The sequence below is a fragment of the Streptosporangium canum genome (assembly GCF_900113865.1).
GTDB classification, from domain to species: domain Bacteria; phylum Actinomycetota; class Actinomycetes; order Streptosporangiales; family Streptosporangiaceae; genus Streptosporangium; species Streptosporangium canum.
The window spans coordinates 1-17,890 of sequence record NZ_FOQY01000066.1 but is presented as its reverse complement, the minus strand read 5'-3'; the positions used below and the strand labels follow the sequence as shown (position 1 = coordinate 17,890).

Here is a 17,890-nt window from a genome sequence, read left to right as displayed (position 1 = left end):
GCCATCCGGCCTGGCGCAGCCGCACGGTGACCCGCGGGGAGCCGTCCCGGCCGCCCCTCTGGCGGAAGACCGCCGCGACCGCCGCGTCCAATCGTTGCCGGCGCCCCGCACGCGCCGACAGCCCACGCGCACGCCACTTATAGAACCACGCCTGCGACACCCCCAGCGCCCGGCACGCGGTCGCGTGCGAAACACCGTGCTCGGCCCTCTGAGCGGCGATGAAAGCGGCCACCTTCACCGGCCCATCGCGTCCTTGACCCAGAGGGCCACCGAGCGTTTGAGCACATCACGCTCCATCGCCAGCTCAGCGACCTCTCGGCGCAGCCGGATCAATTCGGCACGCTCGTCCTCACCCAGGCCGTCGCCACCAGCCCGGCGCCGCTGCTGAGCCATGTTCACCCAGTTGGCCAGGGTGCCCGCATTGACACCCAACTCCCGGGCCACCCGCACGACCGGCTTGCCCGTCTCCTCGACGATCCGGACCGCACCGTCCTTGAAGTCCTGATCGAACTTCCGTCGTGTCTCTGTCATCGCCGTTTCCCCCTTAAGGCGATGTCTCTACGTTACGAGGGGAAGCCCAGTCATCGCCGTTTCCCCCTTAAGGCGATGTCTCTACGTTACGAGGGGAAGCCCAGAACACCGTCAGCATGATGATCCGCCTGCCCGGGGGGTTGCTTCCACGGACGTGGTGTACGAGTTTGGCCTGGTCACAGGCATGGCATCAGGAAATGGAGACGGCCATCGCGCGATCCTTCGAGTAGCAAAGATCAAGATTCGAAAGAGAACCAGGCGATGGCCCTACCCAACAGTGTGACGCCCGCGCAGTGGCTGGCGCGGCAGATCGAGACCGGCGACCCGGATCCGTTGCGATCCATGGTGAAGACCATGGCCGAGAGGTTGATGTCGGCCGAAGCCGACAGCCTGTGCTCTGTCGAGTCCACGCGACAGAGCCGGTCAACCGTCGGACGTCATGGCATGCGGGCCCACGCACGGATGTGCGACACGTCCGTGACCTCCCATTCCGGCTCCTCCTTGAGGACGAAGCGGCGGAGGAACTCGAGCGTGAACTGGGACACAAGCCGGGTGACCCGCTCTCCGTCCGCGGAGCCGAGACGGTCGAGGTGCCGCTTGCCGGGAATCAGGGTCAGGTCGGTGAAGTCCCGGTGCATCGTGCCCTTGATCCTGATCCGGACGATGTCCTTGCGCAGGCCCATGGCGGCGAAGTCCTCGTAGAAGAAGTCGTTGTAATAGTGCTGGTCGCCCGCCCCCTCACGGTAGTCCGCGACGTTGGCCTGGTCCGCGGACAGCGCGAGGATCGGCACGCGGGACGGACGGCCGAACAGGTCGCTCCCGTAGTGCACTCCGTCGAGGTTGACGGCGGCGCGGGCCCGCGGATCGGCGTGAGCCGCGCTCACGGCGGCCGACCCGCCGAGGGACATGCCGGCGTAGGACAGCCTCGACAGGTCACAAGCGGCCATGAGGTCGTCGGCCGGCGCGCCTTGGAGCGCGTCGGCGACCGCGATCATACGGTCGCGCCAGTCCCGGGCGACGGCGACCACCTTGCCGGTCGCCCACAGCTCGTTGAACCATGCGAAGCGGGCATCGATGTCATTGCCCGCCCGCATGAAGCGCTCGATCCGGGCGAAGAGGTCGACGGCGGCGCTCAGGAACGTCTGGTCGGTGTCGAGCGTCGAGCCGTCGGGGCGGACGGCGAACCCCCCACCCTGCTGGAGCACGCTGACGACCACGAATCCGTGCGAGGCGAGCTCCTCCATGAGCGCGGTGTTCTGGGCGGGATACAGGTCCGCGCCGTGGGAGAACACAATGGTGGGGTGGCGTCCCTGCAGGACCGGGGCGTCGGGGTGGCTGTTCGTGCTCGCGTCGGCGAGCAGGGCCGTGGATGTCGCCACGTCCCAGCCCGGATTGCGCCGGGCCGTCCACGTGAAGAGGAGTTGCCGCTCGGGCCCGACCGCGTAGGCGCGCGGCAGCGTGGTGATCCCGGCGGGCGCTGGGTACCATGCCCTGGTCAGGAGCCCGGGACCGAACTCCAGATCCCGGACTCCGACCGCGTGCGCGCCCGAGGGCGTCGGCAGCCGAATCATCGGCCTCTCCTCACACAGTCGAAGGCGGAGGTCACGTAGGCGATGCTCTGCCGCGTGCCGATGACGCCCGGGGTGTTCGCGTTGTCCATCCTGTTCATCACGTAGGCGATGGTCAGGTTGCGGTCGAGGTCGTTGACGACGATCGAGCCACCCCATCCGCCCCAAAAACAGAGCTTGGATTCAGGCAGATAGGGCAGCACCTCGGGCATGGTCAGGCCGAAGCCGACACCGAACCGCCGCGGCGCGCCGAGTACGAGGTCGATCCCGTTGGCCTGTTCGTCGAAGATCAGCTCGATCGTCTCGGGGCTCAGCAGGCGGTGGCCCCGTGCGACGCCGCCGTGCGACACCGCCGACTGGATGAGGGCGAGCGCGCGAGCGTTCGTGTGCCCGTTGCCCGAGCCGATGTCCGCGGCGCGCCACCCGTCGGTCCGGCTCGCGGCGGCGTCGGGGGCCGGCGAGGTCAACGCCCTGAACGTCACACCGGCGGGATCGAGCCCCGTGAGAACGACCGGCCGTGGCGGCGGCGGGACGATGTCGGCGACCCGGCCGTAGTCCGCGCGTGGCACGCCGATACTGAAGTCGGCGTCCAGCACGGAGGCGATGTCGTGGGCGACGAACTCCTTGAGCGAGCGGCCGGTGATCCGGCGGAGCACCTCGCCGACAAGGTGGCCCTGACTGAGCGCGTGGTAGCCGGAGGCGGTGCCCGGCTCCCACCAGGGCGCCTGGGCCGCGAGGCGCGCGGTGGACCGGTCCCAGTCGTAGAGGTCGTCGAGCGTGACCGGCTGGTCCCAGGCCGGGAGCCCGGAGGTGTGGGCCAGCAGGTGCCGGACCTCTATGTCCTGTTTGCCGGCGGCGGCGAACTCCGGCCAGTAGGTCGCGACCTTCTCTCGCACGTCGAGCAGGCCGCGATCGACGAGCATCAGCGCGGCGAGCGCCATCACGGTCTTGGTCGAGGACCACACACAGGTGATGGTGTCCTCGGCCCACGGTGTCGTCCTGGCCTCGTCCATCCAGCCACCCCAGATGTCGACGACCAGTTCGCCCTCGTGCACGACCGCGATCGACGCGCCGAGTTCGTCGTTCGAGTCGAGCCGCCCGGCGAACTCTTCGGCGAGCCGCGCGAACCTGCTCGTGTACGTGCCTCCGAGGTCAGCCACGGTCCGCTCCTCGCGGGTCCGTCAGCCAGATCAGGCCGTCGCCGAGGTGGCTCCGCCACCATGTCTCGTCGTGGCCTCCGGCGAACTCACGATAGACGTAGTCGTAGCCCTTGAGGGTGAGCACGTCGCGAAAGTGCCTGCTGGCGTGGATCTGGTGCGGAGTCGCGGGCGGCGGTCCCGTCTCGAACGCCCCGACCTCCTGGAAGATCCGGATCGCGGCCCGCTCCGCCCGCATGTACTCCCCGATGATGGCGGGCGTCCTGGACCTGGCGCCGATCGCGCGAGGGCCGGAGCCGGCGAGCTGGAAGTACTCCCGCAGGGTGTCCGGGTCCCACCAGACGGACCCCGAGAGCATGAGGACGTTGCCGAAGGCCTCCGGGTGCCGCAGGCCGGTGTAGGCCGCGCACAGTCCGCCCAAGCTGCAGCCGGTGATGACGGTTCTGGCCGGAGCGGCGGTCAGGCGGTACGCCTCCCGCGCCCACGGCAGCAGTTCCCAGGCGAGGAAGCGGGAGAAGCCGGCGTCGCACGTCAGCTCGGCGTTGCGATCGAGCTGCCCGACGAGGATGGCCGCCGTGGGTTCGATCCGACCGTCGGCGTGCAGGTTGTCCAGGACCGTCACGGCGCTGTGCCGGGCGTGACCGTCGAGGACCACCAGGACGCCGAGCGGGTCGGCGAGGTGGTCGTAGCCCGGCGGCGTGTACACCCAAACCTCCCGGCCGTCGCCGAGGACCGCACCGGTCACGGTCCCGCGGGGGATGTCCGGCCGCCGGTCGGCCCAGGAGAGCGGCTCGGCACCGGGACAGACCAGGACCGACTCCGGGGAGCCGAGGACGCTGTAGTCGTGCGGTTCGCGCACGCGGGCGTGCTCGTCGCCGATCCGCTCACTGCCGGACCCGGCGAAGACCTCGAAGTGGTAGGTCGTCCGCACATCCGACTTCACCGGCCACGTGGCGAACCACGTGGAAGTGCCCGGCGCCAAGGACAGGGCGCGGGCCTCCGGAGGGAGCGAACTGACCGCCTCGTTTACGACGACCCGCTCGACCGGCCGGTCGGCGTACCAGAGGAAGGTCACCAGGCACGTGTCCGGATCATCCGGATGGGGCTCGATCAGCGGCGTGCCGACCGATCGGAGGTCGGCCCAGAGTGCCGCCTCGGCCGCGAGCGGATCGTCCGACTCCAGCAGAGCTCTGATGCGCGGGCCGTCTTCCATACCGTGCCAGCCTCTCCTGGTCGTGATGCCTTCCGATTCCACGAACCCAAGCACAGTCGTACGAACGTATGGCCGATCGCTAGGGATCGGCCATCGTGGCCCGCGAGATGACGGAATCGTGCCAGGGGTCGAGCGGAACCACCCCGATCGACCGCCCATCCGCGTCGAGGATGCGCCCCATACGCTTGACCGTCCGAAGCGTGACCATTCGGTCGCAGACCTCCATGGCGGGGATGGCCGCGGTCATACGCGCCTCGGCGCTCTGGATGTCCGACATCCCGCGCAGCCACTGGCTGACGAAGAGGTTGGCCCGCGCGGCGATGGCGAAGGTGCCGCGGTTCTCCGGCAACGCCGCCAGCGCCCGGCCGGCGGATTCGAGGACTCCGGCGGGCACGCGCGTGAGGTAGTTGACGAGGATCGGCCAGCCCGCCGCCTCAGGGGTGACGTCGCATCGCATCGAGATGAGGCCCGCGGCCCGCATCGCCGCGAGTCTCCGGGTCGTCGTCGAGGCACTCTCCCCGAGTTGCTGCGCGAGGATGGCAGCCGGGGCCCGGGCGTCCAGGCTGAGTGCGCGGAACAGGGCCCGGTGCCGCTCGGAGACGGCGATCGGCCGAGATATGGGGTTGGGCCGCCGATCCAGGTGCTTGATCTCGTCGCGATCCAGGGCGTCGAGGCGCCAGGAACTGCCCTCGCCGTACATCTGGGTGATCGGGTAGAGCTCGATGCGCAGCACGCCGGGAAGTGCACCGATCTGGTCGATCACGAGGTCGGCCAGTGCGTGTGGGGAGTCGGCCATCAGCGTCAGGACGAGGCTGCGACCCGACGCGGCGATCGCGATCGACGCGACGCGCGGATTGACCCGTAGGGCGGCGATGACGGCCGCCCGATCGCCGGGACGGCATTCCAGGTCGAGGTACGCGGGCGAAAGCTGGCGCATGAGGCTCGGTCCCGGCGTGACCAGTACGGACACGAGCCCGCGGTCGACGAGCCGCTGCCAGCGACGCGCGGCGGTGATCGGGTGCAGGCCGCAGGCCGGTCCGACGATCGTCCAGGGCGCGCGGGGGGCGAGCTGGACAGCGTGGATCAGCCGGAGGTCGTGCTCGTCGAGCTCCTGGCGCACGAATCCTTCACCTCCGGCCCGGAAATGCCGATCCACTGATGATTACGGTTCACCACCACCATAAATGGTGGTAATCGGACGATGATGCTGACTGAGCTGCGCCGATCCCTGCACGCCGACCCCGAGTTGGGGCTAGAGCTCCCCCGCACCCAGCAGCGGGTACTGAGCGCTCTGGCTGGGCTCCCGCTGGAGGTGACCCGCGGAACAACGCTGAGCTCCGTGACCGCCGTGCTGCGGGGACGACGTCGGGGAAGCGGCGGCGCGCCGGTCGTCCTGCTACGTGCGGACATGGACGCGTTGCCGATCACCGAGCAGGCGGACGTCCCCTACAGGTCCCGCAACCCGGGGGCGATGCACGCATGCGGGCACGACCTGCACACGGCGATGCTCGTGGGGGCGGCGCACCTGCTGTGCGCCGCCCGGGACGAGCTGCCCGGCGACGTGGTCCTCATGTTCCAGCCGGGCGAGGAAGGACACGACGGGGCCGCGAAGATGATCGCCGAAGGGGTCCTGGAAGCGGCGGGGCCTCAGCCGGTCGCGGCGTACGCGCTGCATGTGCAGTCCGTACGGCCGAGCGGCATGTTCGCCACTCGTTCTGGCCCGATCCTGTCAGGTCACGCGCGGATGCGGGTCACCGTGCACGGTAAGGGCGGCCATGGCGCGGCGCCTCATCGCGCCCTGGATCCGGTGACCACGATGGCGGAGATGATCACGGCGATGCAGAGCCTGGTGACGCGCAGGTTCGACGCGTTCGATCCGGTGATCGTGACTGTCGGCCACGTGTCGGCCGGCTCGCACGGCACGGCCATCCCCTCGTCCGCGTACTTCGAGGCCACGATCCGCAGCTACTCCGAGCGCCATCGGGCCGAGGCCAGGCGACTCCTGACCGAGCTGATCAACGGCATCGCCGCCGCTCACGGCACGACAGCCGGCCTCGGCTTCGACGCCGAACTCCCGGTGACCGTCACGGACGACGCCGAGACCGGCTTCGCGGCCGGCGTCGTCCGTGACCTCCACGGCGCGGAGCGGTTCGCCACGATGCCGCACCCTCACCCTGCCTCGGAGGACTTCTCCCGCGTCCTGGCCCGGGTCCCCGGCGCGTTCGTGTTCCTCGGCGCCCGCCCGGCCGGACTCGATCCCGGCGAAGCCCACGAGAACCACTCCCCTTTCGCGAGGTTCGACGACGGGGTGCTGCACGATGGCGCGCAACTGCTCGCCGAACTCGCCGCGCGCCGGCTCAATGAGGCCGCGGCGACTGCACCGTCATCGAGTCGGGGACGGCCAGGGCCGAGGTGAGACCGGCGTCCACGGGCAGGACCACTCCGGTGATCCACCGGGAGCGTCCGCCTGCGAGGAAGAGCACGGCCTCACCGACGTCCCATCCCGTGCCCTCGGTCCGCAGCGGCGCCGCCAGCCTGCGGCGCTCACGGTCGTCCTCGCTCAGCCCCTGGGCGTAGACGTTGGGCGTGTACATGTAGCCCGGTGCGACGGCGTTGACGCGGATGCCGTCCGGCCCGTGCGCAGCGGCCATGCTCCTGGTCAGGTTGACGATCGCCCCCTTGGCCGTGCTGTAGGCGAGGGATGGATGACCGCCGATCAGCCCGGCGGCCGAGGACAGGTTGACGATCGAGCCGCCGCCGACCGCGCGCATCCGCGGTATCGCGAACCGCGACATGAGCATCATCGAGGTGACGTTGACCCGCAGGCAGGCGTCCCAGGCGTCGAGATCGACGTCGACCGCGGTGCCGGGCGGCCCGGCGACACCGACGTTGTTCACCAGCACGTCGACGCGGCCCCAGGTCTCGACCGCGCGTCGCACGATCGCGGCGCAGTCGTCGGGGAGGGACACGTCGCCCCGCACGGACAGGCACTCCCCGCCGCGTTCGGCGATCAGTTCCTGCGTCTCGGCCATGTTCCGGTCGGCGATGTCCACGATGACGACCCGCGCGCCCGACTCCGCGAGCCGTACCGCGGCCGCTCGGCCGTTGCCGATTCCGGCGGCGAGGGAGCCGCCTCCCGTGACGATCGCGACCTTGCCGTCGAGCTCTTCCATCCTCACACCCGCCTCTCGCGCCCGGCCCAGTAGGGCTCGCGGACGGCCTTCTTCAGGACCTTCCCGTTGGCGCTGCGCGGCAGCGAGCGCACGAAGTCGACGGTCTTCGGCGCCCGGATGCCACCCAGGTGCTGCCTGCACAGGGCGATGAGCTCGCCTTCGGTCACCTGTTCGCCCGGATTGAGCTCGACGACCGCCTTGACGGCCTCGCCCCAGTCGTCATGCGGCACGCCGACGACCACGCAGTCCTGGACCGCGGGATGCGCCCAGATGACCTGCTCGACCTCGCTCGGGTAGACGTTGAATCCGCCAGAGATGATCATGTCCTTCTCGCGGTCGGTGATGTGCAGGTAGCCGCCCTCGTCGAGGAAGCCGATGTCGCCGGTGCGCAGCCAGCCGTCCACCACGGTCTCGGCCGTAAGATCGGGCGCGTTGTAGTAGCCCTTCATCACCAGGTCGCCCCGGACGCAGATCTCACCCGGCACCCCGCTCTCGACCGGGCGGCCCGCGGCGTCGCGGATCTCGACGCTGATCAGCGGGTACGGCCGGCCGCAGGAGGAGAGCCGCTCGGGCGGAGCGAGCTCGCCGTCAACGAAGTGCTCCTCGGGCCGCAGGAATGAGATGGCCGCGGGCGCCTCCATCTGCCCATAGCACTCCATCAGCACCGGGCCGAACACCCCGATCGCGCGGGCGAGCTTCTCCGTCGACATGGGCGCGGCGCCGTACAGCAGGTAGCGCAGCGACGGGAAGCCGTCGCGGTCGATCCCGGGCAGCTCCAGCATGCGGTAGATCACGGTCGGAGGCAGGAACAGCTCGGTGATCCGGTGCCGTGAAATCGCCTCCCGTACGGCAGCCGGTTCGGCCCTGTCCAGGATGACCACGGTGCCGCCGCGCGCGGTGACCGGCATGGTCAGCAACCCCGACGCGTGGGTCATGGGTGCGGCGGCGAGGTTCACGATGGGCTCGTCGGCCCGGTAGGAGATCGCCAGCATCTGGTGGGCGAACGACGCCGCGAAGCTCCGGTGGGTGTTCATCACGCCCTTCGGCAGGCCCGTGGTCCCGCCGGTCGGGGCCACCGCGACCACGTCGTCCAGGTCGTACCGGACCGCAGGCGGCCTGTCGTCCGCGCCCTCGACGAAGTCGGCCGGCGAGTCGATGCGGACGTACCGTCGCACCCCTGGCAGCATCGGCCGGAGCTGCTCCACCACCGGCTCCAGCGAGCTGTGGAAGAACACGACCTCGCAGTCGAACCTGTCGAGCAGGAGGCGGTTGTCATCCATCGGGGCGGCCGGGTTCAACGGCACCCACGTCATACCGGCGCGCCAGATCCCCAGCACGCAGATCCACGCGACCGGGTCGTTGGGTGACAGGACGGCCGCTTTGGTCTCGCGGGCGAACCCCTGGGCGAGCAGCGCGTTCGCGATCCGGCACGAGAGCCGGCCGGCCTGCTCGTAGGTCCAGGTGCGCTCGTGCATGACGTACGCCGCCCCGGACGGGTTCTGCCGCCAGCCTCGGTCGAAGAAGTCGATGATCGCCATGCCCTCACCCGCCCAGCACGGTGATCGCGGCGACCGCTTCTTCTCCTGCGAGGAACCCGCCGCCGTTCTCGGCGACCGCGATCCGCGCACCGGCCACCTGCCGCGCGCCGGCCTCGCCTCGAAGCTGCGTGACCAGCTCATACACCTGCGCGAGCCCGGTCGCCCCCAGCGGATGGCCCTTTGACTCCAGGCCACCCGAGGGGTTGACCGGCAGGCGTCCGCCGAGCGACGTGACACCCGACTCGGCCGCGTGGCCGCCCTCACCCATCGCGCACAACCCGAGCAGCTCGGTCTGTACGATCTCCGCGAACGCGGTCGCGTCGTGCACCTCGGCCACGTTCACGTCCTCGGGCCCCACTCCCGACTGCTCCCACGCCCGCTGTGCGAGCAGCCTCGTGATCGCCCGGTCGTGGTCGCCGAGCGCGCGGGTGTCGCCGGTGCCGACGACGCTGGCCAGCACGCGCACCGAGCGCCGCGAGCCGAGCCGAGCCAGCGCCCGGCTGCCGATCACCACGGCCGCTGCGGCGCCGTCGGTGGTAGGCGAGCACATCGGCACCGTCAGCGGGTACGACAGCGCTCGCCCCGCCAGCACCTCTTCCACGGTCATCGCGACCCGGTAGTGCGCCTTCTCGTTGTGCACCGCGTGCTGGTGGTTCTTCGCCGCCACCGCCGCGATCTGGCGCTGCGTGGTCCCGAACGCCGCCATGTGAGAGCGGGCCATGGCGGCGTAGATGTCCATGAAGACACTCCGGCTACCCACCGCGGAGTCGTCGACGTCTCCGCCGAGCTCGGCGAGCACCCGCGACAGTTCCTCCGGGGCTGACACGTCGTACCCGCCCTCGAAGACCTTCATGGTCCTTGCCCGGTCGCCGACATTCATCCGCTCCACGCCGACAGCCAGCGCGATCTCCGCGGCGCCGGCGCGGACGTGGTTCACCGCCAGGTGCAGCGCCGTCGCCCCGGTGGCGCACGCGTTCTCCACGTTGAACACCGGAATCCGCCGCGCCCCCAGAGCCCGCAGAGCGATCTGGCCGCCCACCATCAGCTGGCCCTCCAGCGCGCCCTGCGCGGTATTGCCGTAGAACGCGGCCTCCACCTCGCCCAGGGTCAACCCGGCGTCGTCCAGCGCGCCGGTCACCGCCTCACGTGCCAGATCCCGCACGCCGCGGTCGGGATGGACTCCGAACGCCGTCATGCCGGCCCCGGCGATCCACACGGGTTCACTCACCTCGACCAACTCCTTCGATCACCAGCCATGCTGGCGCTCAGACGAATCGGGCGTCGAGGTCGAAACCGCCGACCATGGTTGTGCGATGGTCCAATCAGTCGAGGGCGCCGAACTCCAGGGCCCACGCCAGTTCGACGATCACCTCGGTGGACGCCAGCGATGCCCCGGTGAGCTCGGTGAACCTGTTCAGGCGATGGCGCAGCGTGTTGACGTGCACGACGAGGGCGGCCGCGGTGCGGGCGATGTTCTGCCCGTTGTCGAGATACGCGCGCAGCGTCACCTCCAACTGCCGGCCGAACTCCCCGTGCTCGCGCAGCGGCGCGAGGTACCGCTCCACCAGGTAGGCCCCGACCTCGGGGGCGTTCGCGGCGGCGACCCGCCACGAGAGGTCCTCCAGGGCGAACACGCCCTCGGTATGCAGGCGCGTGGCCGCTTCCAGCACGTTGCCCGCGGTATGGAACGACTCGGCTTGCCGGGCCAGCGGCAGCCGCGCCCCCACGCCGACCACCAGCCCCGGCACGGGCGCGGGCCTGCGCGCCACGACTCCGGCACACTCGCCGCCGAGCACAGCGATCAGCGCCGGCCTGCCGGGCGCGCTGCCTCGGCGTTCGAGGAGGCGCCGCAGTTCCTCGACGCCACCCCTGCTCTCGCCCCGCGCGCGCACCGCGGCGTACCGCCCGAACTCGTCCAGCCCATAGGCGGCGCAGCGGCGGCCGAGGTCAGCTTGGCCGATTGTGCCGGTCAGCAGCTCGCGGACGAACTCCTCGCGCAGGTGGGAGTCGCGCAGGGCCTGCTCGACGGTCCATTCCTGATACCAGCGCATGACCTGGTGTGTGAACGCGTCGCCCAGCGACCACAGCAGCCGCGAGCCGTCGAGCATCAACTCCGGCGCGACCCCTTCAGCGAAGGCGATCTCGATGAACCGCCGCTGGATCACCCCGATGTTCGCGCGGTAGCCCCACAGCATGTCCTCGATCGGCACGCTCTGCCGCGCCCGCTCACGTGTGATGCCGGACTCTGGCAGCTCCTCCGGCGAGAGCTCCCGCCCGGATCGCAGCGCGTGCACCGCCGTGTCGAGGTTGCGCCGCGCCGACTCCGCCAGCGCGGCTGACGGGATCGGCGCGTACGACGCCAGCTCTCCCAGCAGAACGAGCGTGCGCTCCAACAGCAGGTCGCCGTCACCCGCGAGCCGCCGCACAGCAAGGTCGAACGCCTCACGCGTCATGGGAGCACGTCTGGGCGTCGAACAACTCGCGCGCCGCGCCCACGGCATACGGAGCCCGACCTTTCGACCGCCACCCGGCAGCCGTCCAACTGCGTCACCGCTCCGACTCGGTCAAGCCCTGATGACCCTTGAAGGGTTTGCCGATCGGTTCGCTGCTGGTCAGGTCCCATACCCCCACCGTGTGATCTCCTGCGCCGCCACCGGGCGGCTGTCGAGTTGCCCCACCGCCACCGACTGGACCGGTCCTGGTGGCCGTTGAGGAGTTTGCCGACGGGAGTGCCCGTGGCCAGGTCCGACACCAGCACCGTACCCTTGTGGCCGCCGGAGACCACCACCGGACGACCGTCCGACTGCGTCACCGCCACCGACAGGACCCACTCCTGTTGGCCCCGTCCAGTGATCCGTCTATCGGCAGCGGAGGGCTCGTTGCACAGGTAACCGCACAGCCCGCCACCCACGTCGACCGACTCCCACCATTCGCCGGACAGTCCTGTTCCACGTCAGCCACTTGCGGTCCAGGCGTAAGGCACAGCCCATCGCCGGACACTCCCGCCTCCGACTCCGGGATGCGGTCCACCCCTTGCACATTGGAGCGTCAGACGGTTCTTTGACCGCCCAGTTGGGAAGCTCCCGCTCCACTTCAAGCGGTGACCCGCTTGGCTTCTCGCGTGTTCACGAAGGATCTCACTCTCCCTCTGCAGCCTCAAGGGGCAGGGAAGGGAGCAGATCGCGAGGCTTTCGACGCGGGGCCGAAGGCGGTGCTCGACGAGGTCAGGGTGAGCCTGGATCTCGGAGCGCTGAACGCATTCGTACACCGCTGGTGGATCTCTGCGTGCGACTCCGTCAAGGATCCCGAAGGCCGCCGAATGCACCCGAGCCGAACGGGCTCTGGCCGGCGAGCCCGCACTACCTGATCATGCTCTGCAGCCACTCGCAGAGCTGTTCGCGCTTCTGTAGACCGCTCCGTGGAGTGGGGAACCGTACAACTCCAAGAACCCCAAGGCGAACATGCTCACGCATGCATTCGGGGACGTGGTTTCGCCACTTACTGATCAAGAAGGTCTGAGGTTACGCGAGCCGGGGTGGCCGGTTGAGCGGCGTGTTCGTGTGGGTTGTAGACCTGGAATATGAGGTATTCGGATCGCGGGGGCCTGTCGATGCGGGCCCGGGCTGAACGGGAGCGGCTTCGTTTCGTGGCGGCGGACATGTTCGCCGGGGGGATGAGCGCACCGCAGGTGGCGCGGGAGTTGAGTGTCACCCGTAAGTCGGCGTGTGCGTGGCGTCGGGCCTGGGAGGTCGGTGGCAAGGCCGCGCTGGCGTCCAAGGGGCCTGGCGGCAACGTGTGCCGGCTGTCTGCTGATCAGCTTGATCGGCTGGTGTGGGAGTTGGAGCGGGGTCCGGCCGCGTACGGCTGGAGCGATCAGCGCTGGACGCTGCCCCGCATCGCCGCGGTGATCAAGAGGCTGTTTCGGGTGTCGTACACGGCGCGCGGGGTGGCCTATCTGCTGCGCGGGCAAGGGTGGTCGCCGCAGGTGCCGGTGCATCGGGCCGCCGAGCGGAACGAGGAGCAGATCACCGCGTGGAAAGGCTGGCGGTGGTCGGCGTTAAAAGGACCGCGGCGGCCTGGGGCGCCTGGATCGTCTTCTACGACGAATCGGGCCAGAGCCTGGGCTCTGGCAAGACTTTCGTGAAGAGTGACGGAAAGTCACGTTGGTGGCATGGTGGCGGCTGTGTGAAGAACTGCTGCACATTGTCTTTCCGTACCTTGACGCGGTGCTGGTAGAACGGGTCGGTGTCGTGGATGGGGTGGTGCGAATCGCCGCCCGGCCCCATGCGGGCACCTTCATGCCGTGCCCGGACTGCGGCTACCCGGCGCGTCGTGTCCACAGCCGGTATCGACGCCACCTTGACGATCTCGCCGTGGGTGGGTGGGCGGTCGGTGGTCATCGACCTGTCCGTGCGGCGGCTGTTTTGTGATGCACGTGACTGTGCGCGCCGGACCTTCACCGAGCAGATCGAGGGGTTGAGTACCCGCTACGGGCGCCGTACTCCTCGGCTTCAAGACCTGTTGCGGGTGATCGCCCTGGCATTGGCCGGCCGCGCCGGAACCCGGCTGGCCACCATGTTGCACACCACGGTCAGCCGCGTCACGCTGCTGAACCTGATCATGGCGCTACCGGAACCGGCCGTGACCGCGCCTCGCATCCTGGGGGTGGACGACTTCGCGACCAAGCGAGGCAGGGTCTACGGCACCGTGCTGATCGATGGCGAGTCCCACCGGCCGATCGACCTGCTGCCCGACCGAGAGGCCGACACACTGGCCACCTGGCTGGCCAACCACCCGGGGGGCGAGGTGATCTGCCGGGATCGCGCCAGTACCTACGCCGACGGCGCCCGCGCCCGCGCACCTGATGCGATACAGGTCGCTGATCGGTGGCATCTGTGGAACAACCTCGCCACCGCCGTCGAGCGCACGGTGATCGCGCATCGCCCCTGCCTGCACGAGACCGATCCGCAGGCGTCCGCGCGAGCGGCCGCTGCTGCGCCCGCTGAGCTCAATCCGGATACCGGCGGCGAAAAATGGGTCGTCACCCGCACCCGCGAGCGCTACCTCGCGGTCCAGCGCCTGCTCGCCCGAGGCTGGACGATCAGCGCGATCGGGCGGGAGTTGGGCCTGGCCCGGCACACCGCAGGCCGCTATGCCCGGTGCGAGAACCTGCACGGCCTCACCGACCGCACCATCCGCACCACCCGACTGGATGACTACAAGCCGTATCTGATCCAGCGCTGGAACGACGGATGCACCGACGCCGCTCGTCTGTTTCGTGAAATCCGCGCCCGAGGCTACCCCGGCCGCACACCGCAGGCCGTCCGCAGATATCTGCGGCCCCTGCGGACGGTCGCCGGCCCTGTTCCAGCGCCGCCGCCGGTGCCCAAACCTCATCGGGTGGCCCACTGGATCATGCGGCACCCCGATCGCCTGCACGCCGACGAGGAGTCCCGGCTCAAGGACATCATGGCGCGCTGCCCGCAGTTGAATGCCGTTCACCGCCACGTGCGGGCCTTCGCTCAGATGCTCTGCAACCTCCAAGGGGAGAACCTCACCGTGTGGATCGACGCCGTGCGCGCCGACGACCTTCCCGTGCTGCACTCCTTCGCCGCCAACCTGCACAACGACCGCGACGCCATCACCGCGGGACTGACCCAGGTATGGAGTTCCGGTCCCACCGAAGGCCAGGTCAACCGGATCAAGATGCTCAAGCGGCAAATGTATGGCCGTGCCGGCTTCGCCTTGCTCCGAAAACGTGTCCTGCTCACATGAACAGAAACACGCACTGTCACCTCGTCACGAAAATCTTGCCAGAGCCCGAGCCTGAGGCCGCCCAAGGGCCGCACCTGGGCCCGGCGCGGCCAGACCCCGATCGTGGCCGTGGCTGGGCGGGGAACGGGCCGGGTCTCGATCGCCGGGCTGTTGTGCGTCAAGCCGGGCGAGCGAACCAGGCTGATCTACCGGACGACCGTCTACCACGGCCGCAAACACGAGCCGAAGGGCTTCGGCTCGGCCGACTTCGCCGCTCTGCTCACCGACGCCCATCAGCAGTTTCGCGGCCCGATCATGGTCGTCTGGGACAATCTCCCGGCGCATGTCAGCGCCCCGATGCGGGCCTGGATCGCCGCCCGCGCCGACTGGCTGCTGGTTTACCGGCTGCCGCCGTATGCCCCTGAACTCAACCCGGCCGAGATGGGATGGTCTCAGTGCGGTCTGCGTAGGACTGTTCGTTCATGAGCCTTGCGCTCCTTGGTGTTCGTTCGTTCCGCGGCCCGCCGGGTCGTAGTCGGTCCAGCGGCGCCGGTTGTGGTAGCCGGCCGGGAGCTGATGCAGGGCGCGAAGGCGTTCGGTCTCGGCGCGGTCGGCGGTGATGATCCAGCGGTAGGGCGGGCGGGTGTCCTGCCGTCCGGTGACCCAGCCACGGCGCAGCCAGCCGGACAAGGTCGCCATCGGCATCCCGATCTCGCGGGCCAAGCTGGCCAGCCACCATTGGTCGGGACCAAGGCCGCCCTGGTCGGTGCTGCGGTCATGATCCAGGCCAGGACGCAGGCCCAACCGGCGGATCAGGTGCTGGATCTCGCCGACATGGAAGCGTTCGTGCAGGTGGGGTGTGCGGAACCCCTCGGATGCGAGCCGGTCGGCGATCGCCGCATTGTCCAGCCCCTCGCCCACCAGCGCTCCGATCCGCGCGGTCAACGCCGGGTAGTACGACAGCTGGTCGATCCGGGCCACGGGACGGATCAGGTCGGCGTGGGTCTGGTGGCCCCCGGCCCAGGTGACGACGGCGTGCACGTTCTCGCCGGCGCCATCGGCGGTGACCTGCACCCGTTCGACTACGGCGCGTACCAGCTTCTTGTGGTCAGCGGCACTCGTCGTCGGAGCCGACCACAGGGCCGGGATGTCGTCGGCCAGGGCGCGGATCGCGGCCAGTTCGGCCGCCGACAGCCGCATCGGGCGCTCGCGGCTGAACCGCTCGTAGTCCTCCACCAGCTGCTGTCTGGCGGTCAACGCCTGTTCCCACTCGTGCTCGAGTTGCCGCACCACCAAGCGGTGCTCCGGCTCGGCGAGTTGGTACTGGCGTCGCGCCCGATCGCAGGCGAACTCGGCGCGCTCCAGGCGCTGCCGCCAGATCCGCTCCACCTGCCGGCGGTGCGCCTCGATCTGCTCGGCCGCGCGCACCGACACCTCCAGCGCGGCTGGGGCCAGCGCGGACAGCACCTGAGCGACGACGTGGTCGTCGAGGAAGCCTCCGGCCATCTGCTGGCAGCGCGGTTGCCCGTAGGTGTGATGCCGTCGCTGACAGCAGTAGCGGTGGATCAGGCCATGCTGGTTGCTCTCGTAGGTGATCTGCATGCGCTGGCCGCAGATCCCGCAGACCACCAGACCGGCCAGCACGCCCGGGCCCTGGCGCGGCGCCCCGACACTCTCGGCCTGCGCCCGGTTGGCGGCCATCCGCGCCAGATTGCGCTCATACCGCTCCACAGTGATGTACGCCGGCAACGCACCCTCGATGCGCACCAGCCACTGCCCGGCATCCAGGCCGCGCACCCGGCCGGAGTGCTCGCGCCCGGGCAGGTGCCGGGCCGCCTCGGTACGGCTGCGCCCATAGGCGTAGATCCCGGCATAGGCCGGATTGCGCAGCATGTTGATCAGACCCTGCTGGTGCGGCGCCCGCCAGACCAGCTCGCCCTTGCCCGGCCCCGACCGTTCCCGCATCCCGATCTGCACTCGATGCTCCACCAGGAACCGCAACACCGCATGCACCGTCCCGAGCTGTTCGAACAGATCGAACACCAGGCGGATGACCGCCTGAACCTGCTCGTCCGGGTCGAGGCCGACCTCGCCGCAGGGGCGGCGCACATACCCGGCCGGCAGCGGGACCGCCAACTGTCCGCGGGCGGCCTTGGCCAACCGCCCGGACGCCATCCGCTGCTTGATCAAATGAAGCTCGACCTCGGTCATGGTGCCCTTCAATCCGAGCAATAACCGATCGTTGTACCAGTTCGGATCGTAGACCCCGTCCGCGTCGGCCAGCAGCGCCCCCGACAGCGAGCACAGCTCGACCAGCTGGTGCCAATCGCGGCCGGCCCGGGCCAGCCGCGACATCTCCAAACCCAGTACCAACCCCACATGACCCATGGTGATCTCAGTGACCAGGCGCGCGAATCCCGGCCGGTCGGCCGCGTTCGCCGCTGAGCGCCCCAGGTCCTCATCGATCACCATCACCCGCGAGGCCGGCCAGCCCAGCGCGACCGCCCGCTCGACCAGCCCGTACTGCAGCCGCGTGGACTCCCCATGATCAAGCACCTGCTGCCGGGAGGATTGACGCACGTACACCACCGCCAGGCGGTCACGGTGCCGGCCCTGGACCTTCCCGTCCTCACGCTCACGCAGCAGCATCGACCTCACCCCCGCCCCGCCCATCCAGGCCGACCCCCCCGACCCGTCGCCCGATCCACCAGCATGATCAGGGTCTGGACCACCTCCCGCTGGTTCGGGTCCGGCAGCACCGCCCACAGCGTGCTCACCGGAATCTGGGGGGCTCGTCCTCGCCTGCGCTGTCCATGACGCGCCGCCTTCACCTTGGTCACGGGCCCGCAGCCGCTCGACCAGCTTGACCAGCCGAAGCAGGCCCTCACTGCCAATAATCGGCGTGTTCACACCCCGCTGTCCAACTTTCCCCGCACTGTGACAAACCGACTGAGGG

Annotated in this window: 15 protein-coding genes and 1 pseudogene; 5 read left to right on the top strand and 11 right to left on the bottom strand. The window is 69.6% G+C overall.

The features are described 5' to 3' along the window. The 6 genes from BM085_RS44045 to BM085_RS41840 form a co-directional block, all read right to left on the bottom strand. The coding region (locus BM085_RS44045; protein WP_177245547.1) for a transposase at window positions 1-238 on the bottom strand (238 nt) is incomplete at its 3' end. Then, complete coding sequence (locus BM085_RS41860; protein ID WP_093892276.1) at window positions 235-531, bottom strand: transposase; 297 nt, start codon at window positions 529-531, stop codon at window positions 235-237. The genes BM085_RS41860 and BM085_RS44045, both read right to left, overlap by 4 nt. A gap of 437 nt (window positions 532-968) precedes the next feature. Then, window positions 969-2,102: an alpha/beta hydrolase gene (locus tag BM085_RS41855; RefSeq protein WP_093892275.1), complete on the bottom strand. Its 1,134-nt coding sequence runs from the start codon at window positions 2,100-2,102 to the stop codon at window positions 969-971. Then, the gene (locus BM085_RS41850) at window positions 2,099-3,259 is read right to left on the bottom strand and encodes a serine hydrolase domain-containing protein (RefSeq protein ID WP_093892274.1); all 1,161 of its coding nucleotides are present in this window, start codon (window positions 3,257-3,259) and stop codon (window positions 2,099-2,101) included. Before BM085_RS41850 ends, BM085_RS41855 begins: the two co-directional genes overlap by 4 nt. Beyond that, window positions 3,252-4,469 (bottom strand): alpha/beta hydrolase-fold protein, encoded by a 1,218-nt coding sequence (locus BM085_RS41845; protein WP_177245546.1) that lies wholly within the window; start codon window positions 4,467-4,469, stop codon window positions 3,252-3,254. Before BM085_RS41845 ends, BM085_RS41850 begins: the two co-directional genes overlap by 8 nt. A gap of 79 nt (window positions 4,470-4,548) precedes the next feature. After that, the gene (locus BM085_RS41840; RefSeq protein WP_177245545.1) at window positions 4,549-5,589 is read right to left on the bottom strand and encodes an Lrp/AsnC family transcriptional regulator; all 1,041 of its coding nucleotides are present in this window, start codon (window positions 5,587-5,589) and stop codon (window positions 4,549-4,551) included. Between the two features lie 81 nt (window positions 5,590-5,670). Here BM085_RS41840 and BM085_RS41835 point away from each other — a divergent pair, with 81 nt between their 5' ends. Beyond that, a complete protein-coding gene (locus tag BM085_RS41835) occupies window positions 5,671-6,885 on the top strand; it encodes a M20 metallopeptidase family protein (RefSeq protein WP_093892271.1) in 1,215 nt (404 codons plus the stop codon). Here the strand turns inward: BM085_RS41835 and BM085_RS41830 are convergent. The 4 genes from BM085_RS41830 to BM085_RS41815 all read right to left on the bottom strand — a co-directional run bounded on the left by BM085_RS41830 (window position 6,827) and on the right by BM085_RS41815 (window position 11,633). Next, window positions 6,827-7,642, bottom strand: a complete 816-nt coding sequence (locus tag BM085_RS41830; protein WP_093892270.1) for an SDR family NAD(P)-dependent oxidoreductase — start codon at window positions 7,640-7,642, stop codon at window positions 6,827-6,829. The two genes, BM085_RS41835 and BM085_RS41830, sit on opposite strands and share 59 nt — an antisense overlap. Window positions 7,643-7,644: 2 nt before the next feature. Further along, window positions 7,645-9,180 (bottom strand): AMP-binding protein, encoded by a 1,536-nt coding sequence (locus BM085_RS41825; protein WP_093892269.1) that lies wholly within the window; start codon window positions 9,178-9,180, stop codon window positions 7,645-7,647. A gap of 4 nt (window positions 9,181-9,184) precedes the next feature. Continuing rightward, window positions 9,185-10,408, bottom strand: a complete 1,224-nt coding sequence (locus BM085_RS41820; protein WP_093892278.1) for a thiolase family protein — start codon at window positions 10,406-10,408, stop codon at window positions 9,185-9,187. A 94-nt stretch (window positions 10,409-10,502) separates the two neighbouring features. Next, window positions 10,503-11,633 carry a PucR family transcriptional regulator gene (locus BM085_RS41815; RefSeq protein WP_177245544.1) on the bottom strand — a complete coding sequence of 377 codons (1,131 nt, stop codon included), beginning with the start codon at window positions 11,631-11,633 and terminating at the stop codon, window positions 10,503-10,505. 647 nt (window positions 11,634-12,280) lie between these two features. Here BM085_RS41815 and BM085_RS47280 point away from each other — a divergent pair. The 4 genes and pseudogenes from BM085_RS47280 to BM085_RS41795 form a co-directional block, all read left to right on the top strand. Beyond that, complete coding sequence (locus tag BM085_RS47280) at window positions 12,281-12,547, top strand: DUF6247 family protein (RefSeq protein WP_093892267.1); 267 nt, start codon at window positions 12,281-12,283, stop codon at window positions 12,545-12,547. Window positions 12,548-12,760: 213 nt separating this feature from the next. Continuing rightward, a complete protein-coding gene (locus BM085_RS41805) occupies window positions 12,761-13,324 on the top strand; it encodes a helix-turn-helix domain-containing protein (protein ID WP_093892266.1) in 564 nt (187 codons plus the stop codon). 110 nt (window positions 13,325-13,434) lie between these two features. Beyond that, window positions 13,435-14,955: an ISL3 family transposase gene (locus BM085_RS41800; protein WP_342742935.1), complete on the top strand. Its 1,521-nt coding sequence runs from the start codon at window positions 13,435-13,437 to the stop codon at window positions 14,953-14,955. Window positions 14,956-15,009: 54 nt separating this feature from the next. Then, a pseudogene (locus BM085_RS41795) lies at window positions 15,010-15,387 on the top strand (transposase); the annotation flags it as partial. A gap of 27 nt (window positions 15,388-15,414) precedes the next feature. Here the strand turns inward: BM085_RS41795 and BM085_RS41790 are convergent. Then, window positions 15,415-17,583 (bottom strand): recombinase family protein, encoded by a 2,169-nt coding sequence (locus BM085_RS41790; RefSeq protein ID WP_093892277.1) that lies wholly within the window; start codon window positions 17,581-17,583, stop codon window positions 15,415-15,417. Window positions 17,584-17,890 lie beyond the last annotated feature (307 nt).